Below are 25,755 nucleotides of genomic sequence, written 5' to 3'. Positions count from 1 at the left end.
ATGACCACCCTCGATTCCGGCTTCAACCCGCAATCCTTCGAAACCCGTCTGTACGCGCAATGGGAAAGCAGCGGCGCGTTTGCGCCCACCGGAAACGGTCCGGCCTACACCATTTTGCTGCCGCCGCCGAATGTCACCGGCACCTTACACATGGGGCACGCGTTCCAGCACACGCTGATGGATGCATTGGTGCGCTATCACCGCATGCGCGGCTATCGCACCTTGTGGCAGATGGGCACCGACCACGCCGGCATCGCCACCGAAATGGTGGTGGGCCGCAACCTCGCCATCGAGGGCAAGGGCGAGACCCGCGACTCGCTGGGCCGCGACAAGTTCATCGAAAAGGTCTGGGAGTGGAAGCAGCACAGCGGCGATACCATCGAGCGGCAGATGCGCCGGCTGGGCGCCAGCGGCGACTGGTCACGCAGTGTGTTCACGATGGACCCGATGCCATCGAAGGCCATCATCGAAGCCTTCGTGCGGCTGCATGAAGAAGGCCTGATCTATCGCGGCCAGCGCCTGGTCAATTGGGATCCGGTGCTGAAAACCGCGATTTCGGACCTCGAAGTGGTCAGCGAGGAGGAACACGGCGCGCTGTGGTCGCTGCGCTATCCACTGGCCGATGGCGCGTCTTACGAGCACGTGGAAGTCGATGCCGACGGCGTGGAAACCCTGCGCGAAACCCGCAACTATTTGGTGGTGGCCACCACCCGCCCGGAGACCATGCTCGGCGATACCGCGGCGATGGTGCACCCGGACGATCCGCGCTACCTCGCGCTGCACGGCAAGTGTGTGGACTTGCCGCTGACCGGCCGGCGCATCCCGATCATCACCGACGACTATGTGGATCGCGCCTTTGGCACCGGCGTGGTGAAGGTGACCCCGGCACATGATTTCAATGACTACGCGGTGGGCCAGCGGCACAACCTGCCGCTGATCAATATCTTCAGCAGTACCGCAAAGATCATTGAAAATCGCGATGACATCCCCGCACAGTACCGCGGCCTGGACCGCTTCGATGCACGCAAAGCCATCATCGCCGACCTCGACGCCGCCGGCCTATTGGTGGAAATCAAACCGCACAAATTGATGGTGCCGCGCGGCGACCGCAGCGGGCAGGTGATCGAGCCTTACCTCACTGATCAGTGGTTCGTGAAAATGGACACGCTGGGCCAGCGCGGGCTGGAACTCGTCGAAAACGGCTCAGTCAAATTCGTGCCACCGAACTGGGTCAACACCTATCGGCACTGGATGGAAAACATCCAGGACTGGTGCATCAGCCGCCAGCTCTGGTGGGGCCACCGTATCCCGGCGTGGTTTGATGACGCCGGCAAAATCTACGTGGGCCGCGATGAAGCCGAGGTGCGCGCCAAGCACGGCCTGGGCGATGTGCCACTACGGCAGGATTCCGACGTGCTGGAAACCTGGTTCTCCTCGGCCATGTTCCCGTTTTCCACGCAGGGTTGGCCGGAGGAGGCCGCGATGGCCGAGCGCGGCTTTGCGCACACCATCCCGTCCAGCGTACTGGTGACGGGCTTTGACATCATCTTCTTCTGGGTGGCGCGGATGGTGATGATGACCGACCACTTCACCGGCATGGTGCCGTTCCACGACGTGTACATGACTGGTCTGGTGCGCGACAAGAACGGCCAGAAAATGTCGAAGTCGAAGGGCAACGTGCTCGATCCGTTGGACATCATCGACGGCATCAGCATCGATGATCTGGTTGCCAAACGCACCTACGGCCTGATGCAGCCGAAAATGGCGGAAAAGATCGAAAAAGAGACCCGCAAGGATTACCCGAACGGCATCAATGCCCACGGCGCCGACGCGCTGCGCTTCACCATGGCCGCACTGGCCGGCCCCGGCCGCGATATCAAGTTCGATCTGGCGCGCGCCGAGGGCTACAAGAATTTCTGCAACAAGTTGTGGAACGCGACCCGCTTCGCACTGATGAACGTCGGCGACGCCCGCTTCGAAGGCGCGCCGCAAGCGAAGACCGACGCCGAACAATGGATCCTCGCCCAGCTCGAGCGCACCAGCGCGGAAGCGGCCGAGCACTTCGCCAATTACCGCTTCGACCTGCTGGCGCAATGCCTGTACGAGTTCACCTGGAACCAGGTGTGCGACTGGTTCGTGGAATTGGCCAAACCGGCGCTGGGCGGTGACGATGCCGCCGCTGCCACTAGCACCCGCCACACCCTGCTGTACGTGCTGGACGCGCTGCTGCGTTTGCTGCATCCACTCATCCCGTTCATCACCGAAGAACTCTGGCAAGCGGTGGCACCCAAGCTGGGCAAGACCGGCAGCCTGATGTTGCAGCCTTACCCGCAGGCCAGCGCCATTGACACCACCGCATTTGCGCAGGCCGATATCGATATCGAATGGCTCAAAGCCATGATCAGTGCAGTACGCCGCATCCGTAGCGAGTTGGGCGTTTCACCCTCCAAACACATCTCGCTGCTGCTGCGCGGCGGCAATGCCGACGATGCCGCACGCATCGCCCGCTTCGACGCGCAGCTGCGCTTCCTGTGCAGGCTCGACCGCATCGAGACCTTGGCGGGTGAGCCGCCGGCCGCCGCGCCGGCAGTGGTGGGCGAGCTGCAGCTGTTCGTGCCGCTGGAAGGCCTGGTCGACCTCGACGCCGAGCGCGTGCGCCTGGACAAGGAAATCGCCAGGATCAGTGCCGAGAAAGAAAAAAGCGAAACCAAGCTGGCCAGGTTTGGCGCTGGCGTCCCCGCGGCAGTGGTGGAGCAGGAGCAAGCGCGTCTGACTGACTGGAGCGCCAAGCTCGCCGCCCTGACCACACAACGCAGCCGTTTGGCGTAAGCTGATCCACGGCCTGCGTTCTACGCGGGCTCGCCGTACCTGCCGCAAACTCCACAGGGGGAGTTTTCGCAAATGATTGATGTAGGCCTCGTTCCACAAGTGCCGCTGCCTGCTGTCGACCCCTATCGACTCCTGCTCGATGAGGTGGGTGCGTTTGTCTACACCACGGATAGCGAGGGTCGGTTTACCTACGCCAACCAGTTGGTGCTGGATCTGCTTGGCCCCAACCTGCGGCTGGAAGATGTATACGGCAAGTCGTTCACCGATTTTGTGGATATTGGCGGGGACGACAAACTGCGTGAAACCGATCGACGCGTCCTGCGTGATGGCGAAACCATCGCCCGCGAGGAGGACAACCATATCCACGCCACCGGCGAAACCCGCACCTACTGGTCGGTCAAGAAACCGTTGCGTGACAACGACGGCAATATCGTTGGGCTGATCGGCATCTCCCATGACATCACCGAAAAAAAGCGACTGGAAGACAAGCTCCGCCAACAAAAGGAATTGCTGGATGTCGTGCTCGACAATGTGGATGCGCTGGTGTACATGAAAGGGGCCAACCGCCGCTTCCTGTATGCCAACCGGCACCTGGCCGAAGTGTTCGGACAGCCGATCGAACACATCATTGGCAGGCTGGATAGCGAGTTGATGCCCAAGGATGTGGCCGATGCGTTCTGGGAAAAAGATCAACACATCCTGGCGACCGGCCAGCGCTACACCGGCGAAGAGTCATTGGTTGATAACCAGGGCCGCCAGCGTCACTACTGGAGCGTGGTGGTGCCGTGGGCCGGCGCTGGCGGGATGCCGGCCTTGATCGGGCTGGTGACCGACATCACCGAGCTGCATCAATTGCAGGAGGAACTGCAGCGGCAAATCCGCACCGATAGCCTGACCGGCATCGCCAATCGGCGCAGCTTCTTCGAGCATGCGGAAAGCGAATTCGCCCGCAGCCGCCGGCACCGCTTGCCGCTGAGCCTGATCGCCATCGACATCGATCATTTCAAGCGCATCAACGACCGCTACGGACATCCGATGGGCGATCGGGTCTTGCGCGATTTTGCCGGATGCGCTGCGCACGCCCTGCGCGAAGAAGATGTCTGCGCCAGAACCGGTGGTGAGGAGTTTTGCATTTTGTTGCCAGAGACCGATCTGAAGCACGCGGTAGCGATTGCCGAACGTATTCGCTTGGCCACTGCGGCCTGCCGCCCATGCCCGGAACACCCGGAGTTGGCCATCACCGCCAGTTTCGGGATTGCCGCACTGGAAGAGCGCACGCCCAGTTTCGACATCCTGTTCTCGCGTGCCGACCACGCCCTGTACACCGCCAAGCAACAAGGCCGCAACCGCTGCTGTCATCAGCATATGGATGGCTCGCCGGCCCCCGTGCGCATGGCCAACCCATAGATTTTCGGTTGCCATCGGTGTTCAGTTCAGGTGTTCAGTTCAGCAGTTCCATCGCCATCACGATGGCATCTTCGCGGCCATTGTTGGCGGCGGGGTAATAGCGGGGCCGCCGGCCAATTTCGTTGAAACCACTGCGCTCGTACAAGGCGATGGCACGGGTGTTGGACGGTCGTACTTCCAGGAATACCCGCTGCACAGCGTGGCCCCGCGCAATTTTCAACAATGCCTGCAACATCCGTTGGCCCAGCCCGCGCCCTTCACTTCCCGGCGTGGTGCATAGATTCAGCACATGCGCTTCGTCTGCGGCGATGCTGAGCACGCCATAGCCGAGAATTGCGCCATCGGCCCGTTCTTGCAGCCACAGTGCATAGTTCGAATGCAGACAGTCGCGAAAAATGCCGCGCGACCACGGAAACGGATATGCGCGCAGTTCGATGTCCATCACCGCATCCAAATCCGACTCCCGCATTGGCCGCAGGCAGATCGAGGTGACGTCATCGCAGGCGCGCACTTGACTCATCGTGCTGCGCACCGCAGCGTGCGCAAGCGTGGCCACAGTGCACGCTTGGCAGCCGCATTATCACGCAGCGTCGGCAGGACCGTGTGCAAATCAAGTTGTGCCAACAGCGCCTGTGGCTGCAGACCGGCGGCCTTCGCGATGCGTGCCAGCATATCGGTATCCCCTGCCATTGGCTGCGCAATCTCGACGGATGCCGCTGCCGATGTGCGCGGCAAGGCATACACATCCAGCCCCAACTCCCGCAGCACAACACGCTGGTAGGCATCCCAGCTCAAACGTGGGTGTCCTGGACTGGCGTGTGCCGACGCCGAAACCACAACAACGGCCCTGACAACGCATAGGCGGTGGTCGCCGTCAGCAGGGTCACCGCAGGCGCGATCCACAGTGCAATCAACACGGCCACCGCAATCACCAAGGTGAAAAACGGCACCCGATCTGCCTTCGGCCCATGCCCACTACCCTTGAAGCTGTTGTAACGAATCCGGCTGACCATCAACAACCCGGCAACCACAGTGAGCGCCAAGGCAGCGTAGCGCAGTTCTTCACCGGACCAACCAAACTCCTGGCAGACCCACACGAAACTGGCCATCAGACCTGCCGCTGCCGGGCTGGCCAAGCCAATGAACCAGCGCTTGTCCACTGTCCCGACCTGACTATTGAACCGCGCCAGGCGCAAAGCGGCACAAGCTGCGTATAAAAACGCACCTAACCACCCGATCTTGCCCAAGGTCAGGCTGTCTTGCTTCAGCTCCAGCAGCGCCCAGTGATACATCACCATCGCCGGGGCCATGCCGAAACTGATGAGGTCGGCCAGCGAGTCGTACTGCACGCCAAACTCGCTTTGCGTATTGGTCAGCCGCGCCACCCGACCATCCAACCCATCCAAGATCGCCGCCACGAAAATGGCGATGCATGCGGCCTCAAATCGGCCTTGCGAAGCCGCAATAATGGCGAAAAAACCGCCAAACAGCCCCCCGGTGGTGAACAGGTTGGGCAGCAAATAAATGCTGCGCGAGCGCGGGCGGGGGGGCGGAAGTTGTTCGTTCTGATCCATATGCGCAGTGTACGGGGTTGCAGCAAAGCCGTCGCAGTGCTGCAATCAACACTCTATCCCCCCGGAGCCGCCCATGCGCATCGTCAGTTCCCTTACCTGCACCCTGCTGCTGACCCTGCTCGCAGTCCCGGTGCTGGCTCAGCAGCAGCAACGCGTCTACCAATGGAAAGACAGCAGCGGGGTGACCCACTACACCGATACCGCACCCAAGGAAAGCCATAAAACCCGCGATATCGACGTGCGCACCGGCACCACTGCCGGGGCCACCGTAGCCAAAAGTGAAGAGAGCGAGCAATGCACCAATGCCCGCAACAACTTGGCTCGCCTGCAAAGCAGTAACGCCGTTGGCATTGACACCAATGGTGATGGCAAGCCCGACCGCAACCTGACCGATGCCGAGCGCAAATCGCAAGTGACGCTGAACGAAGCCGGTGTCAAAGCCTTCTGCACACCGGCCAAATGATGAAGCAGGTCGGCATGCTGTTGTTCGCCATTGCCGCCGCTGTGGCGGCATGGTGGTGGTTTACCGAGGAAATGCCGCGCCGCCAGCACGCGCGGCAGGTCGCCGCTGAAATGGCGGCCGTGCAGGCGCAGCGCGCCAATGCACTGTACCGCTGGCGCGATGACGCCGGCACTCTGCAAGTGACCCAAGACCCACCCAAAGGCCGCAAATTCGAACGTATCAGCCGTACCCCGAAAGAGGGCATGCAAGTGCATGGTGATCGCCCGTAATCCTGAAGCATCGCTGCAGGGGTGACCGCCGGGCGTGGCAGAATGTGGGCTTTCCCCACGCCCAAACGCCATGCGCCTTTCGCAATTTCACCTTCGCACTGAAAAAGAAACCCCCGCCGATGCCGAAATCATCAGCCACAAGCTGATGCTCAAGTCCGGCATGGTTCGCAAATTGGCCGCAGGGTTATACACCTGGTCACCGCTGGGGCTGCGCGTGCTGCGCAAAATCGAAGCCGTGGTGCGCGAAGAAATGAACCGCGCCGGCGCGATCGAGATGGCAATGCCATCGATTCAGCCCAAGGAACTGTGGGAAGAAACCGGGCGTTGGGCCAAGTTCGGCCCGCAATTACTGAAAATCCGTGACCGCAAAGATCAGGACTACTGCTTTACTCCTACCGCCGAGGAAGCTGTCACCGATTTCTTCCGTCAGGAAGTGGCCAGCTACAAGCAGCTGCCGCTCAATTTCTATCAAATCACCAGCAAATTCCGTGATGAGATCCGCCCGCGCTTCGGGGTGATGCGGGCGCGTGAATTCATCATGAAGGACGCTTATTCCTTCCATGTCGATGAAGATTCGCTGCATGCCGAATATCGCAACATGTATCAGACCTACAGCCGCATCTTCACCCGCCTCGGACTGAAGTTCCGCGCCGTCGCTGCCGATACGGGTGCGATTGGCGGCAGCGCTTCGCATGAGTTCCATGTATTGGCCGATTCCGGCGAAGACGCGCTGGCCTATTGCGATACGTCCGATTTTGCTGCCAACGTGGAATTGGCCGAAGCGGTATCGCCCGGTTCACGCGCCGCCGCCAGTGAAGCCCTGCGTGAAGTGATCACACCCACCCAGAAAACCTGCGAGGCGGTGGCCGAACTGCTGGGCATTGGGTTGCAGCGCACCGCCAAATCGGTGGCCATCATGGGTGTGGATGCCGAGCATGCACCTCAATTTGTATTGGCGCTGGTGCGTGGCGACCATGTGGTCAATGAAATCAAATTATCAAAACTGCCGGGCTTGGCCGACTATCGTTTGGCTACTGAAGTGGAAATTGCCGAATACTTGGGCAGTGAACCCGGCTTCCTCGGCCCGCTCAATGCTGCCAAGCCCATCCGCATCATTGCCGACCGCAGCGTGGCGGCAATGAGCGATTTTGTGGTGGGCGCCAACAAGCCCGGCTTTCATATTGCCGGCGTGAACTGGGGGCGCGATCTGCCCGAACCAGAAATCGCCGATATCCGCAATGTATTGGAAGGCGACCTGGCACCGGATGGCCAAGGCCATTTGAAGATTGCACGCGGCATTGAAGTAGGCCACGTGTTTGCACTCGGCCGCAAATATTCTGAAGCCATGAAAACCAGCGTGCTGGATGCCGCCGGCAAAGCGGTAGCGCCGGCGATGGGTTGTTATGGCATTGGGGTATCGCGCATTGCCGCCGCGGCGATTGAACAAAACCATGACGACAACGGCATTTGCTGGCCGCCCGCAATGGCTCCGTGGCAAGTGGCGGTGTGCGTGATCAACCCCAAAAACGACCCTGCCGTGGTCACCGCCGCCGAAGCCTTGTATCTGGAATTGAATGCGGCTGGCCATGACTGCGTGCTGGATGACCGCGGCCTGCGCCCGGGCTCCATGTTTGCCGATATCGAATTGATCGGCATTCCACACCGGGTAGTGGTGTCGGCGCGTGGCCTGGAAGCCGGCACTTTCGAATATCGGGCACGGCGTGCAGCTGAATCGGAAAATCTGGATCATGGCGCACTGTTGCGACGGCTTTCGGATTGAATTCCCCTAACCATTCGCAGCTACCCCCATTGCCTTGCAAAAAGTGCGGGGCTATTATCCGGTAGTCCACGGATTGGATAATCATGATTTCAATCAATCCCCATTCTCAAGAAGAACAATACCCATGAGCATGAATATCGATAGCTTGAGCCCGCAAGAGCTGGCCGCCCTGATCGCTCGCGCCAACAAACGCAAGAAGGTGCTGGCCAAGCGCAAGCCAGCCGCACAAGCCAAGGCCGCCGTGGCCAAGGCGCTGAAAGCCACCGGCTGGACTTTCGACGAACTGTTTGGCAAACCCAATGCGGCAACTCCGGCTCCAGCCGGTAAGAAAACCCGCAAGGCGCGTGGCCCCAGCAAGAACAAGGGCGTCAAGGTTGCCCCGAAGTATTGCAACCCGGCCAATGAAAAAGAAACCTGGAGCGGTCGCGGGCGTGCTCCGCTGTGGATGTCCTCGGCCATCGCCGCAGGTCACAAGCAGGACGAGTTCCTGATCCGGAAGTAATCCAGGCGCATTGGGACAGCTTTGAAGACGCCGGCGATTGCCGGCGTCTTTATTGGGCTTGCCGTTGGCACGTTTCAAAGATTGCGGCGTGCACTGACCAGCAAGTTACCAAACAGCAAGCCAGCGAGCAGCGCCATCAAGGTATTCAGCGCAGCCATCGCCGCTTCTTGCCCGGCATTCAGGCTTTGCGCCTGCACCAATGAAATGACTCCACGCAGCGCCACGCTACCTGGCACCAGCATGATGATTCCCGGCAGGCGAATCAACGCCCCAGGCCGGTTAGCCCAGCGCGCATAGGCATTCCCAGCGGCTGTGGTAGCCAAAGCTGCCAGAAACACCCCTGCCTGTGCGTCCAACCATTCTCCACCATAGCGGGAAATCAAATAGCCACTGATCGCCGCCGCCATCACCAATCCATAATCACGGCGGTGCGCTTGGAACAGTACCGCAAATGCGTATGCCGCCACTGCCACCGCACCCCACACCACCCAATCCGGCTGTGGTCGCCAAGCGCGGACGTGGGGTTCGATCCCGAGTAATTGAGCGCAGGTTAGTGCAATCGCCGTACCAATCGTCAAATTGACTACGGTCATCAGCGCCCCGGCAAACCGCGCGGTGCCGGAGACCAGATGCCGACTGGCCAGCTCATTGGTGGCCAGCGCCAAGCTCATCCCCGGTAGCAACACAATCAACGAAGCGATCATCACCGTATTGAGATTCAATTGGCCAATGAAAATACTGACCAGGATCGCAACCGTACCCGCCAACAAGCCCGCCAGCGCCTCGAATCCCTCGCGCAGACGCGGGTGCCGTTGTGCACCCAATACCAATAACCCGATCAATCCACCAATCACGGTGGCGGTGCCAATATCCAACCACGGCAGTCGCAGCAGCCCGGCCACTGCGCCAGAGGCGAGTGCAAATCCGAGCGCCTGCATGACTCGTCCGCGCAGTCCCGATGGCTGGTCCAATGCACGCAGTGCAGCACGACCAACCGGCACATCCATGCGCCCATTGATCACGTCTTCGGCGATACGGTCGGCCTCGCATAATTTGTAAAGATTGGTCTCGCCCAGCCCCGGGCGCAGTAAACGCGTGGTATCCGATTCACCGGCCGGGCGGGTTGGGTCGCTAAACGCCAAAATAATCCCGGTAGGGTTGGACCAAGGCTCACACGCCAATCCCAGTCGCTTGGCCACCAGCTCAATGGCTGCCTCCAGGCGCTGCGAGGTGGTGCCATAGGCATGCAGGTGGTAGGCCAAATCCACCACAAACGCGATGCGTTCGGTATAGGTGGTGGCACCATTGGCGAAATTGACGGGAGCTATGGCTGACATCCGATCAGGATCGCATGCAGACACTCAATTCACACCTGCCCGTCTGCATTTTGTAAGCTTGGCCCGGATATGAGCCAAGTCCCCCGACATTCCCCTCCCGTTGCCAGGCTTGCAGATGATGATGCCGGCACCTTGCGGCTGGGTGGCCGTTGGACCTTGCGCTTTGCCAGTCAGGTCACCGAGGCCCTGGCATGCGTGCCTGACAATTTGCACACGATTGATGCGCGCGGCTGCGAGCGGCTGGACACATTGGGCGTGTTGCAACTGTTGCGCTTTGCTGAACATCGCAAGATGACGTTTGACACCCTGCAGTTTCGCGAAGACCAGCAGGCGCTGGTAGCGGCCATCGAAGATGTGCACGACGATCGCCCGCAACGCAAGAAAGAATATGGGGTGCAGGCGATGTTGGGCCGTGTCGGCCTGGGTTTGGTCAACAACACCCGTGAAATCGTTGCCCTGGTCAGCTTCATGGGCGAGGTGCAGGTCAAGCTTTTGCGTCTGATCAAGCAACCGTGGCGATTGCGGCTTACCTCCACCGTGCACCACATGGAACAGGTCGGCCTAGATGCCGTTCCGTTGGTAGCACTGCTGTCGTTCATGGTCGGTGCGGTGATTGCGTTCCTGGGTGCGATGGTGCTGCAGGATTTTGGTGCCACCATCTACATCGTCGAGTTGGTCAATGCGGCGTTCCTGCGCGAGTTTGGTGTCCTGCTCACCGCCATTTTGCTGGCGGGGCGCACTGCAAGTGCGTTTACCGCGCAGATCGGCATGATGGTCAACCGCGAGGAAGTGGACGCGATTCGGGTGCTGGGCCTGGATCCGGTGGATCTGTTGGTCATTCCGCGCTTGCTGGCCTTGTTGGCGATGCTGCCGCTGTTGACATTTATCGCAATGGTTGCCGGCATCCTGGGCGGCATGGCGGTGGGTGCGTTCAACCTCGATATCCCTGCCACTGCGTACATCGCCCGCATGCACGAAACCCTGCACTTGCGGCATTTCGTGGTCGGCATGGTGAAAGCACCATTTTTCGCCATGATCATCGCTTTGATTGGCTGCCTGGAAGGCCTGCAAGTTGAAGGCACGGCACAGTCACTGGGGGAGCGCACTACTTCCAGCGTGGTGCAGGCGATTTCGATGGTGATCATCATCGATGCCTTCGCCGCGTTGTGGTTCATGCAGATGGATTACTGACGATGCCGCAATCGAACACCATTGACGGCGTGGTCTTGGGTGAGGCCCCACTGATTCGCGTGCGCGGGCTGGTCAATCGCTTTGGCGAACAGCTCGTGCACGATGGTGTGGATCTGGATGTACAGCGCGGCGAAATTCTTGGCGTGGTGGGCGGCTCGGGTTCAGGCAAATCGGTCCTGATGCGCTCGATTCTGGGTCTGCGCAAACCCAATGCTGCGCGCATCCAATTACTGGGTGTGGATGCCACCTCGGAAGACCCTGCGGTGCGTCATCACATCGAGCGCAATACGGGGGTACTGTTTCAGGATGGCGCGCTGTTTTCCTCACTGACCGTAGGTGAAAACGTGCAAGTGCCGCTGAAGGAGTACTACCCTGATCTGCCGCGCTCGCTGCGTTATGAATTGGCGCTGCTGAAAATCAAGCTGGCCGGGCTTCCCGCCAATGCCATCGACAAACTGCCGTCACAACTGTCTGGCGGTATGCGCAAGCGCGCCGGCCTGTCGCGCGCGCTGGCCTTGGACCCACCGCTGTTGTTCCTGGATGAACCTACCGCCGGGCTCGACCCCATTGGGGCTGCCGCATTCGACCAGTTGATCCTGACCCTGCGCAATGCGCTGGGCCTTACCGTGTTCTTGATCACCCACGACCTCGACACCCTGTACACGATCTGCGACCGTGTGGCGGTATTGGCTGACCGCAAGGTCATTGCCACTGCCCCGGTGGCCGCGCTGGAACAGCTCGACCATCCGTGGGTGCAAGACTATTTCAATGGGCCACGCGGGCGTGCTGCGCGGGTGGTAACAGAAGGAAACCCCTGATGGAAACCCGTGCCAATTACGTGCTGATCGGTGCCTTCAGCTTGGCCACCTTGGTGCTGGCGCTGCTATTTGCCTTGTGGGCCAGCAATTTCTCATCGTCGCGCAATTTTCGGCAATACCAAGTGGTGTTTAGCGAGCCGGTCACTGGCCTGACTGAAGGTGGCAGTGTGCAATACAACGGACTGGCGGTGGGTACCGTGGAAAACCTGGCGCTCAATGATACCGACGCTCGCCAAGTCATCGCCATTCTCAAACTGAAATCCAATACCCCGGTCAAGGTGGACACGCGAGCCAAGCTCTCGCAACAAGGCATCACCGGTGTACCGTTCATCCTGCTCAGCGGCGGCAGCCCCAACGCAGCCAGACTGGAGGCTGCGCCGGGACAAGACCTGCCCATCATTCGCACCGAACCATCGGCCCTGCAAAATATTTCCGATACCGCCAATCGTTTGGTGGCACGCCTCGATCAGTTGCTCAGCGATGACAACATCCGGCGCATCACGGCGACGCTGGATAACCTGGAAAAAACCACCAATACCCTGGCCAACCAACGTGAGGACATTGGCAAATTGATCGTCAATGCGCGCGATGCCGCCGCCAGCATGAAGACCACCTTGGATACTGCCAACGGCACCCTGCAAGGGCTCGATCAAAATCTGGTGCAACGCCTGCCGGCTTTGCTGGATAAGTTGGATGCGGCCGCCACCAAGCTGGAATCTACCGCCGGCAATGCCGATGCATTGCTTGCTGAAAATCGTCCGGCGATCAAAAACTTCACTCGCAACGGGTTACCGCAAGTGGAACCCACCCTGGTCGAATTGCGCGGCTTGATCCGCGACTTGCGTGCCCTCAGTGGCCGCCTGCAAGGCAACCCCGCACGCTACATTCTGGGCCGCGAGACGCCCAAGGAGTTTGATCCCAAATGAGCCGCCTGCCCCGCCTTGTCGCCGTCCTGCTGGCGATCAGTCTGCTCCCCGCCTGCAGCAGCCTGATCGGCGGCCCCAAGGAGACCCCCAAGCTCTATGCGCCGGTGCTGCATCCACAGGCCAATGCGGCATGGCCGCAAGTGGTGTGGTCATTGGCCACCTCGCGCAGTGCCAGCATGCCAATTCTGGAAGGCCCCGGCATCCTGGTCAGCCCCACGCCGGGTGAATTGCAGGTGTATCGAGGCGCACTGTGGGCGCGTAGCCCAAGTGAGTTGGTGGAAGACAGCGTGCTGCACACCTTGGAGGCTTCCGGCAAGATTGCCGCGGTGGCGCGCCAAAACAGCGGGATGGATGCCGACTACCGCTTGCTGCTGGAAGTCCGCGAGTTTCGCGCCGACTACACCGGCAATGCAGTGCCGGCAGCCCGTCTCGATATCAATGCCAAACTCCTGTATGCCAACGACCTGTCGATTGTCGGCAGCCGCAATTTTCAACTGACGCAACCTGCCAGCGATACCGAGGTTGCCAGCGTGGTCAGCGCGTTCGGGCAAGCATTGGATCGCTTGGCAGGGCAAATTGCCGGCTGGGCTTTGACCACTGGGCAGGCGCACGAGCAGGCGGCGCATCGCCCCGCAACGCGGCGCTGATGCGTGCAAATTGCGGTTCTGGATTGCCGGCTCGAATCAAAGCCCGGACAATTGCAGTGAGTCCAAGGAGATCCGCATGAACCAGCCTGCTACCGCGTCCATCGAACGCGACGTGATGGAATACGACGTCGTCACAGTTGGTGGCGGCCCTGCCGGGCTGTCGTTTGCCATTCGACTCAAGCAACTCAATCCCGAAATCACCGTGTGCGTGATCGAAAAGGCCAGCAACATCGGCGCGCACATCCTGTCCGGTGCAGTGATCGAAACCGGCCCGCTGGATGCGCTGCTGCCCAATTGGCGCAGCAATCCACCGCCGATTTGCATCGATGCCAAGCATGATGAGTTCTGGTTGCTCACCAAAACCGGCGGCCACAAATTGCCAACGCCGCCAGGTATGGCCAATCACGGCAATGTCATCATCAGCTTGGGTGCCATGTGTGCATGGCTGGCACCGCAGGCAGAAGCATTGGGCGTGGAAATCTACCCCGGCTTTGCGGCAGCCGAAACCCTGCATGACGCATCCGGCAAGGTCATCGGCGTGCGCATCGGCGATATGGGTGTGGCCAAGGACGGCGCGCACAAACCCGGCTTCACCGCCGGCATTGATATCCACGCCAAAGTCACCGTGCTGGCCGAAGGCGCACGTGGCCACTTGACCAAGCGTCTGATCAAACGCTTCCAACTGGATGCCGATTGCGACCCGCAAGGCTATTCGATTGGCATCAAAGAGCTATGGCAGGTCGCGGAAGAACGCGTGACACCCGGCAAAATCGTGCACAGTTTTGGCTGGCCGGCCGATAGCCACACCTATGGCGGCAGTTTCCTGTATCACCTCGACCAAGGCCGAATTGCGCTGGGCTATGTCAGCGGGCTGGATTACACCGACCCCAACTACAAGCCATGGGAAGCATTCCAGCAATGGAAAAATCACCCGATGGTCAAACCTTTGCTGGACGGCGGCAACATCCTGTCGGCCGGCGCGCGTGCGATTGTCACCGGCGGTTATCAATCCTTGCCCAGGTGCGACATGCCCGGCGCATTGCTCATTGGCGATACCGCAGGGTTGCTCAACGTGCCCAAGGTCAAAGGCACTCACCAGGCCATTCGCAGCGGCATGTTGGCCGCCGAACATTTGGTGAGCAGCGCATTACAAGCAGACGGCTTTGACGCCAAGTTGCGTGCCTCCGACGCCATGGCGGAATTGAAAACTGTCCGCAATATCAAACCCGCGTTCAAGAAAGGGTTGTGGTTTGGCATGCTCAACGCCGCTTGGGAAACCGTCACCAATGGTTATTCACCGTGGACCTTGAAGAACAAAGCGGACTGGTCATCACTGCACAAGCTCGGCCAGTTCGAAGCTCCAAAGCGCGACTATGTGGAGCGCACGCTGATTCCGCGTGATCGCCTGCAAAGCGTCTATTACGCCGCCACCTCGCACGACGAAGACCAGCCGGTGCACCTGCATGTGCTCAACACCGACGTCTGCGTCAGCCAATGCGCCAAAGAATACGCCAACCCATGCACCCGCTTCTGCCCTGCAGGTGTCTATGAAATGGTGGAAGATGCCACCGGCAAACGCCTCCAGGTCAACGCCGCCAATTGCGTGCATTGCAAAACCTGCGACATCAAAGACCCCTACGAAAACATCAACTGGGTCACCCCGGAAGGCGGCAGCGGGCCGAATTATCAGAATCTTTGAGCCCCTGCATGACGTCACATCAGGCGCAAAACAGCCGATACCGTGAGCTTTTCTGAGTTGCCTATGCGCCAGTGGACACTCCATTTCCGCACCGGAACCGAGAGCTGACCCTCCAAGCTGCCGTCATGCAGGCAAGGGGAACCCCATTGATCCTGCCCCCATTCCACGAACGCCCGTCCAAACAGCCTGGCTTGGGGCAAGCTCAGCTCTGCGGTTTGCTGGATGGCACTAAATACCCACTGCCCCGCAACGCTGCGCTCCAGCTATAGTCACGTCATGCACAAGTTCACCTCGGCCATGGTGGCCATATTGGCAATGGCGCTGTGCGGTGTGACGGCTGCGGCACAAACCGCCAACCCGCGTCCCAGCCCGCTACTGCAGCGCTCACCCATCAGGATTGCCGCACCCGACCCGGCATTGAAAGCGGCGTTTGATGCCGCATCGCGTGGCGGTTTGAATGACCTGGCGTTGGCCGGTTTCAGCAGCCAGCCATTGGCGGCGTGGCTGGAGTACGCCTCGTTGCGCAAACAACTGGACAGCTTGCCGCTGGTGCGCGGCAATGCGTTCCTGGCGGCGCATAAAGGCGAGGCCGTGGGTGATGCCTTTCGCAACGAATGGCTGAACGCGATTGCCAAGCGCAATGAGTGGCCAACCTTTTTGAATTTGTGGGATGCCAGCATCGACGATGCCGGCCTGCGTTGCCAGCGCCTCACCGCCTTGGCTGCCAGCAACCGCATCGACAAGACGTGGACGAATGATGCGCAAGCACTGTGGCGCAGCAGCGGCAAATCCCTGCCCGGCAGTTGCGATGCCCCGTTTGCGCTGCTCGCAGCGCGTGGCGAATTGAGTGATGCGCTGCGCTGGCAGCGTTTTGATTTGGCGGTCAGCGACGCACAACCCGCCGTGATGCGCAGCATTGCACGCGGCCTGCCTGCCGCTGATGCCGCGCAGGCCAATGCGTATGCGGCGTTTTTCGATAAACCCGATGCCGCGGTGGACACTTGGCCAAAAACACCGCGCAGCCGCTTGGTGGCCTCCATGGCGTTGGCACGCCTTGCCAAAAGTGCGCCGGATCGCGCCGAAGCGTTGCTGCCATCGGCCGCAAAAACATTGGCGTTTGGCGAGCCGGATAATGGCCGCGTGCTGGCGCAAATCGCGCTATGGACAGTGGCCTCGTATCTGCCGGAGTCCGCACGTCGGTTGGCCGCGGTGCCCGAATCGGCCTTCGATGACAACCTGCGCGAATGGCGCGTGCGTGAGGCACTGACCCGCAGCGATTGGCCTGCCGCCCTGGCCGCCATCCGCAAGATGCCCGATGCCCAGCGCAACGATTCACGCTGGCTGTATTTTGCCGCCCGCACCAGCGAACTCGGTGGTGATAGCGCAAGCGCAAAGGCGTTGTATGCGCAAGCGGCACGCAAGACCGATTTTTACGGCTTTCTGGCCGCCGACCGTTTGAACCAGCCCTATGCCCTTTGCCCGTGGCAGCTGGATGCCAGCGCCGCCGCCAAAGCCATCGTGGCACGCAGTCCGGCCATGGTGCGCGCCTTGCAGTTGTACATGCTGGACCGTAAAGGCTGGGCAGTGCGCGAATGGAACGACGCGCTGTCCGGCTTTACCGATGAGCAGCGCCGGTTGGCAGTGGAAGTGGCGCAGGACAATGGCTGGTTCGACCGTGGCGTGTTCGCGCTGGTCAATGTGGGCGGTAAACGCTATCCGGACGAACAACGCCTGTATCAGCTGCGTTTTCCGCTGCATCACGAGGCCAGCATCCGCCGCGAGGCCACACGCAACCATCTGGACCCCGCGTGGGTGGCCGCTGAAATCCGCGCAGAGTCGGTGTTTGATTCCAATGCGCGCTCGGCCGCCGATGCGCGTGGCCTGATGCAAGTCCTGCCCGGCACCGGCGCCAGCGTGGCCGCCAAACTTGGGCAGGCCTGGGGTGGCGGCGACAGCCTGTTTGATGCCGACACCAATATCACCCTGGGCAGTGCCTATCTGCGGCAATTGATGGACCGCTATGGCGGCAAGCCCTATCAAGTCATCGCCGGCTACAACGCCGGCCCGGCACCGCTGAACCGCTGGGTGAGTCAACGTCCGGATATCGATCCCGACCTCTGGATCGAAACCATCGGCTACAAGGAAACCCGCGAATACGTCGCCCGCGTGCTCAGCTTCAGCACCGTCTACGACTGGCGTCTCAACGGCGATGCCCTGCGCCTGTCCGACCGCCTTTTGGGCATCACCACCGGCCCGCGCAAGGGCTTTGAATGCCCAGTCCCTGACGCGGTAAAAACCGCAGCGCCGCCTACAGTATCGCCACCTGCCAACAAACCGCAAAAGCGCCGATAAACCCACATGCCCACGCCACTTCCAGCCACCACCCAAACCTATCTCGTCGGCGGCGCCGTGCGCGATGCCTTGTTGGGGCTGACGCCCGGCGACCGCGACTATGTGGTGGTGGGCGCAACCGTGCAGCAGATGTTGGATGCCGGCTTCAAGCAGGTGGGCCGGGATTTCCCCGTGTTTTTGCACCCCGACACCGGTGAGGAACACGCGCTGGCGCGTACCGAGCGCAAATCCGGGCGCGGCTATACCGGGTTTGTGGTGCATGCCGACCCATCGGTGTGTTTGGATGACGATTTACGTCGCCGTGATTTCACCATCAACGCAATTGCGCGTGCCGATGATGGCCATTTGGTGGATCCATTTGGCGGTGTGGCCGACGTGCAGGCGCGGGTGTTGCGCCATGTCAGCGAAGCGTTCACCGAGGACCCATTGCGGATCCTGCGCGCGGCACGGCTGCTGGCGCGGTTTGCGTCGCTGGGCTTCACCATCGCCCCCGAAACCTTGGCGCTGATGCAGCAAATGGCCGCGAGCGGCGAATTAGACGCACTGGTGCCGGAGCGCGTATGGCAAGAATTGGGCAAAGCCCTGCGCAGCACCAAGCCTTCGGCATTTTTGCACACGCTGCGGCAAGTCAATGCCCTGCATGCGGTGCTGCCTGAAGTGGACGCCCTCTACGGCGTACCGCAGCGCGTGGACTATCACCCGGAAGTGGATACCGGCACGCATCTGGAACTGGTTTGCGACATGGCTGCGCAGCTGGCTCCGGGCGAGGATGCCATTGGCTACGCCGCGCTCTGCCATGACTTGGGCAAAGCCCTGACACCGGCCGCAGAATGGCCACGCCATTTGCTGCATGAGCATCGCGGCGTCGCGCCCGCACAGGCCTTGAGTGAGCGCTTGAAAGTGCCCGCCGAATATCGCGAGCTGGCGATGCTGTGCTGCCGCGAGCACCTCAATGTGCATCGCATCGACGAACTCAAACCCAGCACCGTGCACGACTTGATCGCCCGTTGCGATGGCTTTCGCAAACCGGCTCGCATCGACCAGCTAGCCACGGTGTGCGAAGCCGATGCGCGTGGGCGGTTGGGTCATGCTGAAACCGCGTACCCGCAGGCCAACACCTTGCGTCGGTTGCATGCGGCGGCGCTGGCGGTACGCAGTGATGCCATCGCAGCACAAGGCATCCGCGGCCCCGCATTTGGCGAGGCGTTGCGCAAGGCGCGTAGCGCCGCGATTGCGGCGGCTAAATCGTGATCCGCCAACCTTTCTTTTCCATCGCCCACATCAACAGCCACCAAAACGCGACGAACACCACCGCCACGGTCAATGACGCGAGTTTGCCTGCATCCAGCAACGCCGCAGCCTGCGCATAGGCCGCTGCAAATACGCCCAGCTTTTCGAAGACACAGGCCATCAACCACGAACCGGCATACGCGGTGATGGCATTGATGCCCATACTGCGCCCCAAGGGGTACGCGCCGCGCAGATCAAACAACCAATGAAACAGTGCCAGCAGCAATAGCGACCAGCCGGCGGCGTACACCACATATGACGACGTCCAGAGATTCTTGTTGATCGGCATCAGCAGATGCCACAGCCAGCCGATGGCCAGCATCACCAGCCCCGCAAGCAACAAACGGCTGCCGACATACTCACGCAACCAGCTACCTGCGCGCACGCCAAGCAGGGTGGTGGCAATCGCGGGCAAGGTACTCAGCAGGCCTTCGGGGTCATGCGCTTTGCCGGTGGCGGCATCGAATTGATAGTTGTGCACGCCCGCCAACCAAGTGTCGATGCGGCTGGCCAGGTTGTCCCACGGCACATAGCCGCCATTGCATGCGAGCAGCACCCAATAGCCCAGCAGAATGCCGCCGATAACCGCCCATTGCATGCGTGGGTGCAGCGTCAACGCCAGCGTAGCGGCCACGCCGTAGCACAGGCCGATGCGCTGCAAGACACCCCAGACGCGGAAGTGCGCTTTGTCGTAGCCCCACATGGCCACCAGATACAGACCCATGCCCACTACCACCAACCGCAATGCGCGCAACCACAGCTTGGATAGCGATCCCCCCGGGCGCAGGCCCAGCGCAATCGAGACGCCCACCACAAACAGAAAATGGGGAAAGATCAAATCGGTGGGTGTGAAGCCATTCCATTCGGAATGCTCCAGCGGTGCAAAGACATGATCCCAACTTCCGGGATAGTTGACCAACAGCATCGCCACCACCGCCCAGCCGCGCAGCACATCCACCGAAACAAAACGCCGTGGCGCGGTGTTGGCCACTATCTGCATCGTGATGCTTTCCTTTCAGTTCCTGGATGACAAGCGTCGATCCACCCACAGCAACAGATCCCGCAGCGGCGTGAATGCGGTAGCAAGACCGATCAACACCCCGATGGTATTGGCCAGTGCGTCATAGCGATCCATGCTGCGGCCCAACCCCATGGCCCCCTGCAAAAACTCCAGCGCAATGCCCATCAACACGAGCAGCAAGCACACAAATGCCCACGACAAGCGCCGAGCAAATAACTGCACCGCAGTGGCCGACAGCAACGCATACGCAATGAAGTGCTCGCTTTTGTCGCTCATCGACAGCGACGGCAAATCCTTGCCCGGCAACAACTCACCGGCAACCACAATCGCGATGGCCAATATCCACAGCACCATCCATGCACGTGGGTAATGGAAAGGCTTGAGTGAGTGCCCAAAGTGGCGCGGCGGTGTTGTCATAAGTGGTGGCTCAAGTCACCCAGCAAGAACGCCGCATCCAGCTCCACACCGCGCTGGAAGCCAATCGCCTGGAAGCGCTCGCCCATTTCACTGGGCAAGGTCAGGTGTTTGACCTGCTGACGCAGATTGTGGCGCGCCACCTCATCGGCGGCCTGCGCTTCTGCCGCCTGCAGATGTCGCTCCAGGCCATTGCCCAGCAAGAAACTGGATTGCGAGCAATAGCCACTGAACTCGAAGCCCGCCCCCACGCAAGCTTCCGCCACCGCAGTGAAATCCACCGACGCGGTGATGTCCTGCAGGCCCGGCCATGCGAATACGTCGTTGGTCACATGCTGCTGGCGGAAGGCGCGCAAGGTGCCATCACTGCGTTCGGGCTGGTAGAACTCGCTGCGTGCATAACCGTAGTCGATCAACAGCAGCGCGCCGTTTTGCAGCCCCCCCACCACCGCCTGCATCCAGTACGGCAATTGCGCCAAGGCTTCGCTGCGATAGCCTTCTGGCAGAGGTTCTGGCAAGCGGCGTTCGATATTGCGCACCGCGCCAATCAACATTGCATCGGCGGGTTTTTCAGTACGCACAAAGCGCCCTTCGCCATCCAGCGCGACGTGTTCTTCCATGACCTCGCCCGCGCGAATCACAAAGCGCGGCACCGGCAGTGCGTCTATGACTTCATTGGCAAACAACACGCCATTCCAAATCTCTGCAATCGGCCCATCCAACCATTCCACACGCGCAAACAATTCAGCAGGAAGCTGCGCCTGCAAGCGCTCGCGCTGGCGCTGGCGCAGGTCGGCGCTGGGTTCCAACATCACATAGCGCGCTGGCAGCACGCCGATGTCTTGCAAGGCCAGCAGGCAACTTTCGGCAAACGCACCGCTACCGCCGCCCAACTCCATGAACACCGCGCCTTTGCCTGCCTGCCGCAAGGCAGGGGCAATCGCGGTGGCCACGCCAGCCGAAAACAAAGGCGAGCGCTCCGGCGCGGTAATGAAGTCCCCGCCCTTGCCGAATTTATGTGCCCCGGCGCTGTAATAGCCCAAACCCGGCGTGTACAACGCCAGCTCCATGTACTTCCAGAATGGGATGCTGCCGCCGGCGGCGATGATCTGCTCCTGGATCACCTCGCGCAGATGCGCGCTATGTGCTTGCGCATCGGCAGAAGGCGCGCCCAGCGGACTCATGGGTCTACCCGCAGGCGACGGCCCGCGCTTTGCCCGGGGCCGGAAAACACCCGCACTTCAATCGCACGAATGCGGTGCTGGCGCAGCTCGTCGCGATCGGCCGTCAGCCGCGTCAAAAAATGTGCGGCAAATTCTTCCAACGTGACATTCTCGATCGGCAACAGCAGTACATCGGCGCGCAAAAACGGAATGCGCTGGCCATTGAACACCGCGATCACATGCTCGCCCTGCTCCTCAATCTGCAGGTATGGCGAGCGTGTGGGCAGGATCATCCATTCGTTCAATTCACGGCACAGCGCAATCACGGTGTCTTTGTAGATGCCATAATCAAAGCACATGCCATTGCCCAGCATGTGCGCTTCGATGTCCACTTCCACGCGGAAATTGTGGCCGTGCAGGCGCTCACGCTCGCTGGCAGAAAAAATGGTGAAGTGCGCGGCCGAAAATTTCATCGCCTGCTTGGCAAGGCGAATGGTCACCGTCTCGTTCATGCAAAATCCTTGTCGCTGATATCACCCAACTGCGGACGCATCACGATGTCCTCGATCACCGTGCGCGCGGACATCACCCACGCCATCCACGCCGCCTCAGCGACATCATCTGCCGGCATCAGACGCGCGTCCGGCAGTGGCACCCCCGCCCAGGAATCGGTCAAGGTGGCACCCGGCAACAGCGCCACCACGCGCACGCCATGCGGCTTCATTTCTTCACGCAGATTGCGCGAAAACCCATACAACGCGTGCTTGGCAATGCTGTAGGCACCTCCATTGGGATACGCCGCAATCGACGCGGTACTGCACACGTTCAGCACCATTCCGCGGCGCCGTTCGATCATCGCCGGCAACAGTCGTTTGCTCAGCCGATACGCGCCAAACAGATTGGCTTGCAACATGTCCAGCAAGGCATCGTCGTCTTCATTGCTGATCTGCCCCGGCCGATATGCGCCGGCATTGTTGACCAGCAAATCCACCGCGCCATGCCGGGCCAACACGGCTTTCGCCAACGCATCGACCGATGCCGCATCGCGCATATCGCAGGCATGCGTTTCAATGCCGGCAACGTCCACGCGCAATGCCGCCAAGCCGGCTTCCCCGCGTGCGCAGGCAATCACCGTGCAGCCTTCGCGTGCGAAGCGCGCCACCATGGCGCGACCAATCCCGCGCGACGCGCCGGTGACCAGCACCACGCTCACGAAAAACTCCCGCGCTCGATCTGCACGCCCACCGCCGCCGCATTGGCCAGCGCATCGGGCTTGGCAAGTTTCAGGCGCACACCCTTGGCCCCGAACTCGGTCAGGATCAAATCGGCGCAGCATTCGGCCAGCGTTTCCACCAGCATGAAATCGGTCTGCGCGATGTAGCCAGCCAACCGCGCACTCACCGCTTCGTAATCCAACGCATCGGCCAGCGTGTCACTAGTGGCCGCGATGCGGTTGTCAAAGCGCATGTGGATGTCAAATAGCAGCGGCTGCGGCGTGTGGCGCTCGCGGGCATGCACCCCAATCAGGGCGTCGATGCGCAGGCCTTCGATAAAAACGATGTCGGTCATGGAAACAGGATACCGGCTGAACCCTGCCCGTGGCGGCGAGACCGTTCGGTGAATCGCGTAGCGGCATTTCAAGCCGCGCAGCGAATACCCGGCTATCTCGCGACGACTGCCACTGCCCGGCTCACACCAGCGGCAGTTCTGCCATATCCCAGCGCGGCACGGCGCGAATGGTGGCGTCCTCGTGCTGGCCGGCGACCAGCCGCAGCGCGCCGGCATACGCAATCATCGCGCCATTGTCGGTACACAACGCCGGGCGTGGGAAGCAGGCGCGGCCGCCGCGGCGTTCGCACATTTCGGTCAATTTGGCGCGCAGGCGCTTGTTCGCCCCCACCCCACCCGCCACGATCAGCGTGCCGCACCCGGCCGCATCCAGCGCGCGCGCGCACTTGATCGCCAGCGTATCGACCACCGCATCCTCAAACCCGCGCGCAATGTCCGCACGGGTTTGCGCGCTCTGGTCGCTGCCTTTCCATGCCAGCAAGACCTGCGTTTTCAAGCCGCTGAAGGAAAAATCCAAGCCGGGGCGGTCGGTCATCGGGCGCGAAAACTTGAACACTCCCGGCGTGCCGGATTCGGCCAATTTGGCCAGCTGCGGGCCGCCCGGGTACGGCAGGCCCATCATTTTTGCGGTTTTGTCGAAGGCCTCGCCGGCGGCATCGTCCAGCGTTTCGCCCAGCAGCCGGTATTGACCGATGGCGTCCACCGCCACCAGCTGAGTGTGCCCGCCCGAGACCAGCAAGGCCACGAACGGCGGCTGCGGCGCGTCATCCTCGATCAGTGGCGCCAACAAATGCCCTTCCATGTGATGCACGCCGATGGCGGGCACGTCCAGCGCCCACGCCAGCGAACGCGCCACCCCGGCGCCCACCAGCAAGGCGCCCACCAGCCCGGGGCCGGCGGTGTAGGCCACACCGTCGATATCGCCCATCCCCAAGCCCGCTTCGGCCAAGGTTTGCCGGATCAGCGGCAGCAATTTGCGCACATGGTCGCGGCTGGCCAGCTCCGGCACCACCCCGCCGTATTCGGCGTGCAGGGCGATCTGGCTGTACACCGCATGCGCGCGCAGGCCCGCCGCGCCGCCAATATGGGTGTCATACACGGCAACGCCGGTTTCGTCGCAGGAAGATTCGATGCCAAGGACTTTCATCCTCCTATCTTGCGCCGGAAATGATTTGACTGCTATCATGCGCGGCTCGCCCACCAGACGGGCGGTTTCCCAGAATCGAGATTTCCCCGATGCCCAGCGTCAAAGTCCGCGAAAACGAACCCTTTGAATTTGCCCTGCGCCGCTTCAAGCGCACCTGCGAAAAGGCAGGCGTGCTGGCCGAAACCCGCAAGCGCGAGTTCTACGAAAAGCCGACCCAGGAACGCAAGCGTAAAGCCGCTGCCGCCGTGAAGCGTCAGGCGCGCCGCAGCTCACGCGACGTCACCAAGCGCCAGCGCATGTACTAAGCGCGGTTGGCGTCTGCGAAAGCCGGCACGTGCAAGCGTGGCCGGCTTTTCGCGTTTCTGCAATTTGATTATTGAACTGGAGGCCACCATGAGCCTGAAACAGCAACTGACCAACGACATGAAAACCGCGATGAAAGCTGGCGAGAAAGACCGCCTGGGCGTCATCCGCCTGATCAACGCCGCGATCAAGCAAAAAGAAGTCGACGAGCGCATCGACATGACCGACCCGCTGGTGCTGGCCGTGCTCGAAAAAATGGTCAAGCAGCGCAAGGACTCGATCACCCAGTTCGAAGCCGCCGCCCGCGAAGATTTGGCCGCGATCGAGCGCTTTGAGCTGGGCGTGATCGAAGCTTATCTGCCGGCGAAGCTCGACGAAGCCGCGATTGTGGCTGAAATCGACAAGGCCATTGCCGTCACCGGCGCAGCGTCTGCCGCCGACATGGGCAAGCTGATGGGCGTACTGAAGCCGGCGCTTGCCGGGCAAGCCGACATGGGCTTGGTCAGCAAGCTGGTGAAGCAGAAACTGTCCTGATCCGCGAGTCCCGCCATGACTGATACCCTCATCGCCATCCGTCCCGCCACGCCGGACGACGTGCCGCTGATTCGGCAACTGATCGTGGAATTGGCCGAATACGAACGCATGCGCGATGCCGCCGTGGCCACCGATGCGGCGTTGCGCGAACAACTGTTCGGCGCGCAGCCGGTGGCAGAAGTCTTGCTTGGCGAAGTGGATGGGCAACCGGCCGGCTTTGCGCTGTTCTTCCACAACTTCAGCACATTTCTGGGCCAGCGCGGCTTGTATCTGGAAGACCTGTTCGTGCGCCCGCAATTTCGCGGTGCTGGCCTTGGCAAACGCCTGATGGCCACCTTGGCGCGGCTGGCGGTGCAGCGTGGCTGCGGGCGTTTTGAATGGAGTGTGCTGGACTGGAACACGCCGTCGATTGGCTTTTACCGCAGCATCGGCGCGGTGGGTATGGACGAATGGACCGTGCAACGACTGCAGGGTGATGCGCTGCACGCACTGGCCGCACGCGACGAGTTGTAAGCCGCAT

At 61.1% G+C, this 25,755-nt stretch carries 27 protein-coding genes; 16 read left to right on the top strand and 11 right to left on the bottom strand.

The genetic code is table 11. The annotated features are described in order from the left end of the window. Together K7B09_RS00830 and K7B09_RS00825 are read left to right on the top strand one after the other, a co-directional pair. Entirely contained in the window at nt 1–2,829 is a 2,829-nt protein-coding gene (locus K7B09_RS00830; protein ID WP_223625670.1) for a valine--tRNA ligase, read from the top strand. A 72-nt stretch (nt 2,830–2,901) separates the two neighbouring features. Next, on the top strand, nt 2,902–4,236 hold the full coding sequence (locus tag K7B09_RS00825; protein WP_223625666.1) for a sensor domain-containing diguanylate cyclase: 1,335 nt from the start codon (nt 2,902–2,904) through the stop codon (nt 4,234–4,236). 34 nt (nt 4,237–4,270) lie between these two features. Here K7B09_RS00825 and rimI read toward each other — a convergent pair whose 3' ends face one another. From rimI to pssA, 3 genes are read right to left on the bottom strand one after another with little or no spacing between them, the layout of a single operon-like run. Continuing rightward, nucleotides 4,271–4,756 carry a ribosomal protein S18-alanine N-acetyltransferase gene (gene rimI, locus K7B09_RS00820; protein WP_223625662.1) on the bottom strand — a complete coding sequence of 162 codons (486 nt, stop codon included), beginning with the start codon at nt 4,754–4,756 and terminating at the stop codon, nt 4,271–4,273. Continuing rightward, the gene (locus K7B09_RS00815) at nt 4,753–5,031 is read right to left on the bottom strand and encodes a hypothetical protein (RefSeq protein WP_223625658.1); all 279 of its coding nucleotides are present in this window, start codon (nt 5,029–5,031) and stop codon (nt 4,753–4,755) included. The genes rimI and K7B09_RS00815 overlap by 4 nt, the downstream gene beginning before the upstream one ends. Then, on the bottom strand, nt 5,028–5,810 hold the full coding sequence (gene pssA / locus K7B09_RS00810) for a CDP-diacylglycerol--serine O-phosphatidyltransferase (protein WP_223625655.1): 783 nt from the start codon (nt 5,808–5,810) through the stop codon (nt 5,028–5,030). Before pssA ends, K7B09_RS00815 begins: the two co-directional genes overlap by 4 nt. Before the next feature lie 73 nt (nt 5,811–5,883). On the opposite strand from pssA, the gene K7B09_RS00805 reads away from it, so the two are divergent. The 4 genes from K7B09_RS00805 to K7B09_RS00790 all read left to right on the top strand — a co-directional run bounded on the left by K7B09_RS00805 (nt 5,884) and on the right by K7B09_RS00790 (nt 8,824). Further along, nucleotides 5,884–6,273 (top strand): DUF4124 domain-containing protein, encoded by a 390-nt coding sequence (locus K7B09_RS00805; RefSeq protein ID WP_223625652.1) that lies wholly within the window; start codon nt 5,884–5,886, stop codon nt 6,271–6,273. After that, nucleotides 6,270–6,542, top strand: a complete 273-nt coding sequence (locus tag K7B09_RS00800; protein WP_223625649.1) for a DUF4124 domain-containing protein — start codon at nt 6,270–6,272, stop codon at nt 6,540–6,542. Before K7B09_RS00805 ends, K7B09_RS00800 begins: the two co-directional genes overlap by 4 nt. 70 nt (nt 6,543–6,612) lie before the next feature. Continuing rightward, nucleotides 6,613–8,322 carry a proline--tRNA ligase gene (locus tag K7B09_RS00795; protein ID WP_223625643.1) on the top strand — a complete coding sequence of 570 codons (1,710 nt, stop codon included), beginning with the start codon at nt 6,613–6,615 and terminating at the stop codon, nt 8,320–8,322. A gap of 124 nt (nt 8,323–8,446) precedes the next feature. Further along, nucleotides 8,447–8,824, top strand: a complete 378-nt coding sequence (locus K7B09_RS00790; RefSeq protein ID WP_223625639.1) for an H-NS histone family protein — start codon at nt 8,447–8,449, stop codon at nt 8,822–8,824. A 74-nt stretch (nt 8,825–8,898) separates the two neighbouring features. Here K7B09_RS00790 and K7B09_RS00785 read toward each other — a convergent pair whose 3' ends face one another. Then, on the bottom strand, nt 8,899–10,161 hold the full coding sequence (locus K7B09_RS00785; protein ID WP_223625635.1) for a threonine/serine exporter family protein: 1,263 nt from the start codon (nt 10,159–10,161) through the stop codon (nt 8,899–8,901). Nucleotides 10,162–10,230: 69 nt separating this feature from the next. On the opposite strand from K7B09_RS00785, the gene K7B09_RS00780 reads away from it, so the two are divergent. The 7 genes from K7B09_RS00780 to K7B09_RS00750 all read left to right on the top strand — a co-directional run bounded on the left by K7B09_RS00780 (nt 10,231) and on the right by K7B09_RS00750 (nt 19,045). Next, on the top strand, nt 10,231–11,352 hold the full coding sequence (locus tag K7B09_RS00780) for an MlaE family ABC transporter permease (protein WP_223625632.1): 1,122 nt from the start codon (nt 10,231–10,233) through the stop codon (nt 11,350–11,352). Nucleotides 11,353–11,354: 2 nt separating this feature from the next. Beyond that, nucleotides 11,355–12,170 (top strand): ABC transporter ATP-binding protein, encoded by an 816-nt coding sequence (locus K7B09_RS00775; RefSeq protein WP_223625629.1) that lies wholly within the window; start codon nt 11,355–11,357, stop codon nt 12,168–12,170. After that, entirely contained in the window at nt 12,170–13,096 is a 927-nt protein-coding gene (locus tag K7B09_RS00770; protein WP_223625625.1) for an MlaD family protein, read from the top strand. The genes K7B09_RS00775 and K7B09_RS00770 overlap by 1 nt, the downstream gene beginning before the upstream one ends. Continuing rightward, nucleotides 13,093–13,743: an ABC-type transport auxiliary lipoprotein family protein gene (locus K7B09_RS00765; RefSeq protein ID WP_223625621.1), complete on the top strand. Its 651-nt coding sequence runs from the start codon at nt 13,093–13,095 to the stop codon at nt 13,741–13,743. Before K7B09_RS00770 ends, K7B09_RS00765 begins: the two co-directional genes overlap by 4 nt. Nucleotides 13,744–13,819: 76 nt before the next feature. Continuing rightward, nucleotides 13,820–15,442 carry an electron transfer flavoprotein-ubiquinone oxidoreductase gene (locus K7B09_RS00760; RefSeq protein WP_223625618.1) on the top strand — a complete coding sequence of 541 codons (1,623 nt, stop codon included), beginning with the start codon at nt 13,820–13,822 and terminating at the stop codon, nt 15,440–15,442. 276 nt (nt 15,443–15,718) lie between these two features. Continuing rightward, on the top strand, nt 15,719–17,794 hold the full coding sequence (locus K7B09_RS00755) for a lytic transglycosylase domain-containing protein (RefSeq protein WP_223625613.1): 2,076 nt from the start codon (nt 15,719–15,721) through the stop codon (nt 17,792–17,794). Between the two features lie 6 nt (nt 17,795–17,800). Then, nucleotides 17,801–19,045, top strand: coding sequence for a multifunctional CCA addition/repair protein (locus K7B09_RS00750; RefSeq protein WP_223625610.1), 1,245 nt, complete (start codon nt 17,801–17,803; stop codon nt 19,043–19,045). Here K7B09_RS00750 and K7B09_RS00745 read toward each other — a convergent pair. The 7 genes from K7B09_RS00745 to tsaD form a co-directional block, all read right to left on the bottom strand. After that, entirely contained in the window at nt 19,035–20,084 is a 1,050-nt protein-coding gene (locus K7B09_RS00745) for an acyltransferase family protein (RefSeq protein WP_223625607.1), read from the bottom strand. The genes K7B09_RS00750 and K7B09_RS00745 overlap by 11 nt on opposite strands. Nucleotides 20,085–20,099: 15 nt before the next feature. Beyond that, a complete protein-coding gene (locus K7B09_RS00740) occupies nt 20,100–20,522 on the bottom strand; it encodes a VanZ family protein (RefSeq protein WP_223625603.1) in 423 nt (140 codons plus the stop codon). Continuing rightward, entirely contained in the window at nt 20,519–21,703 is a 1,185-nt protein-coding gene (locus K7B09_RS00735) for a class I SAM-dependent methyltransferase (RefSeq protein ID WP_223625600.1), read from the bottom strand. The genes K7B09_RS00740 and K7B09_RS00735 overlap by 4 nt, the downstream gene beginning before the upstream one ends. Continuing rightward, nucleotides 21,700–22,194: a 6-pyruvoyl trahydropterin synthase family protein gene (locus tag K7B09_RS00730; RefSeq protein ID WP_223625597.1), complete on the bottom strand. Its 495-nt coding sequence runs from the start codon at nt 22,192–22,194 to the stop codon at nt 21,700–21,702. The genes K7B09_RS00735 and K7B09_RS00730 overlap by 4 nt, the downstream gene beginning before the upstream one ends. Next, on the bottom strand, nt 22,191–22,895 hold the full coding sequence (locus tag K7B09_RS00725) for an SDR family oxidoreductase (RefSeq protein ID WP_223625594.1): 705 nt from the start codon (nt 22,893–22,895) through the stop codon (nt 22,191–22,193). Before K7B09_RS00725 ends, K7B09_RS00730 begins: the two co-directional genes overlap by 4 nt. Next, entirely contained in the window at nt 22,892–23,251 is a 360-nt protein-coding gene (gene folB / locus K7B09_RS00720; protein ID WP_223625591.1) for a dihydroneopterin aldolase, read from the bottom strand. Before folB ends, K7B09_RS00725 begins: the two co-directional genes overlap by 4 nt. A 121-nt stretch (nt 23,252–23,372) precedes the next feature. After that, complete coding sequence (gene tsaD, locus K7B09_RS00715; protein WP_223625588.1) at nt 23,373–24,398, bottom strand: tRNA (adenosine(37)-N6)-threonylcarbamoyltransferase complex transferase subunit TsaD; 1,026 nt, start codon at nt 24,396–24,398, stop codon at nt 23,373–23,375. A gap of 89 nt (nt 24,399–24,487) precedes the next feature. Between tsaD and rpsU the strand changes: the two genes are divergently transcribed. From rpsU to K7B09_RS00700, 3 genes are all read left to right on the top strand, one after another. Further along, nucleotides 24,488–24,703: a 30S ribosomal protein S21 gene (gene rpsU, locus K7B09_RS00710; protein ID WP_115647413.1), complete on the top strand. Its 216-nt coding sequence runs from the start codon at nt 24,488–24,490 to the stop codon at nt 24,701–24,703. Nucleotides 24,704–24,791: 88 nt separating this feature from the next. Next, entirely contained in the window at nt 24,792–25,235 is a 444-nt protein-coding gene (locus K7B09_RS00705) for a GatB/YqeY domain-containing protein (RefSeq protein ID WP_223625583.1), read from the top strand. 15 nt (nt 25,236–25,250) lie between these two features. Then, entirely contained in the window at nt 25,251–25,748 is a 498-nt protein-coding gene (locus K7B09_RS00700; RefSeq protein WP_223625580.1) for a GNAT family N-acetyltransferase, read from the top strand. The last annotated feature ends 7 nt before the right edge of the window (nt 25,749–25,755 follow it).

This window comes from Thermomonas beijingensis (genome assembly GCF_020034655.1).
Classification (GTDB): Bacteria; Pseudomonadota; Gammaproteobacteria; order Xanthomonadales; family Xanthomonadaceae; genus Thermomonas; species Thermomonas beijingensis.
This window is presented reverse-complemented; position numbering and strand designations above follow the sequence as displayed.

Coding starts and splice junctions, on each gene's coding strand:
- K7B09_RS00830 (WP_223625670.1), top strand. CDS start 1: ATGACCACCCTCGATTCCGGCTTCAACCCGCAATCCTTCGAAACCCGT.
- K7B09_RS00825 (WP_223625666.1), top strand. CDS start 2,902: ATGATTGATGTAGGCCTCGTTCCACAAGTGCCGCTGCCTGCTGTCGAC.
- rimI (WP_223625662.1), bottom strand. CDS start 4,756: ATGAGTCAAGTGCGCGCCTGCGATGACGTCACCTCGATCTGCCTGCGG.
- pssA (WP_223625655.1), bottom strand. CDS start 5,810: ATGGATCAGAACGAACAACTTCCGCCCCCCCGCCCGCGCTCGCGCAGC.
- K7B09_RS00805 (WP_223625652.1), top strand. CDS start 5,884: ATGCGCATCGTCAGTTCCCTTACCTGCACCCTGCTGCTGACCCTGCTC.
- K7B09_RS00800 (WP_223625649.1), top strand. CDS start 6,270: ATGATGAAGCAGGTCGGCATGCTGTTGTTCGCCATTGCCGCCGCTGTG.
- K7B09_RS00795 (WP_223625643.1), top strand. CDS start 6,613: ATGCGCCTTTCGCAATTTCACCTTCGCACTGAAAAAGAAACCCCCGCC.
- K7B09_RS00790 (WP_223625639.1), top strand. CDS start 8,447: ATGAGCATGAATATCGATAGCTTGAGCCCGCAAGAGCTGGCCGCCCTG.
- K7B09_RS00785 (WP_223625635.1), bottom strand. CDS start 10,161: ATGTCAGCCATAGCTCCCGTCAATTTCGCCAATGGTGCCACCACCTAT.
- K7B09_RS00780 (WP_223625632.1), top strand. CDS start 10,231: ATGAGCCAAGTCCCCCGACATTCCCCTCCCGTTGCCAGGCTTGCAGAT.
- K7B09_RS00775 (WP_223625629.1), top strand. CDS start 11,355: ATGCCGCAATCGAACACCATTGACGGCGTGGTCTTGGGTGAGGCCCCA.
- K7B09_RS00770 (WP_223625625.1), top strand. CDS start 12,170: ATGGAAACCCGTGCCAATTACGTGCTGATCGGTGCCTTCAGCTTGGCC.
- K7B09_RS00765 (WP_223625621.1), top strand. CDS start 13,093: ATGAGCCGCCTGCCCCGCCTTGTCGCCGTCCTGCTGGCGATCAGTCTG.
- K7B09_RS00760 (WP_223625618.1), top strand. CDS start 13,820: ATGAACCAGCCTGCTACCGCGTCCATCGAACGCGACGTGATGGAATAC.
- K7B09_RS00755 (WP_223625613.1), top strand. CDS start 15,719: ATGCACAAGTTCACCTCGGCCATGGTGGCCATATTGGCAATGGCGCTG.
- K7B09_RS00750 (WP_223625610.1), top strand. CDS start 17,801: ATGCCCACGCCACTTCCAGCCACCACCCAAACCTATCTCGTCGGCGGC.
- K7B09_RS00745 (WP_223625607.1), bottom strand. CDS start 20,084: ATGCAGATAGTGGCCAACACCGCGCCACGGCGTTTTGTTTCGGTGGAT.
- K7B09_RS00740 (WP_223625603.1), bottom strand. CDS start 20,522: ATGACAACACCGCCGCGCCACTTTGGGCACTCACTCAAGCCTTTCCAT.
- K7B09_RS00735 (WP_223625600.1), bottom strand. CDS start 21,703: ATGAGTCCGCTGGGCGCGCCTTCTGCCGATGCGCAAGCACATAGCGCG.
- K7B09_RS00730 (WP_223625597.1), bottom strand. CDS start 22,194: ATGAACGAGACGGTGACCATTCGCCTTGCCAAGCAGGCGATGAAATTT.
- folB (WP_223625591.1), bottom strand. CDS start 23,251: ATGACCGACATCGTTTTTATCGAAGGCCTGCGCATCGACGCCCTGATT.
- tsaD (WP_223625588.1), bottom strand. CDS start 24,398: ATGAAAGTCCTTGGCATCGAATCTTCCTGCGACGAAACCGGCGTTGCC.
- rpsU (WP_115647413.1), top strand. CDS start 24,488: ATGCCCAGCGTCAAAGTCCGCGAAAACGAACCCTTTGAATTTGCCCTG.
- K7B09_RS00705 (WP_223625583.1), top strand. CDS start 24,792: ATGAGCCTGAAACAGCAACTGACCAACGACATGAAAACCGCGATGAAA.
- K7B09_RS00700 (WP_223625580.1), top strand. CDS start 25,251: ATGACTGATACCCTCATCGCCATCCGTCCCGCCACGCCGGACGACGTG.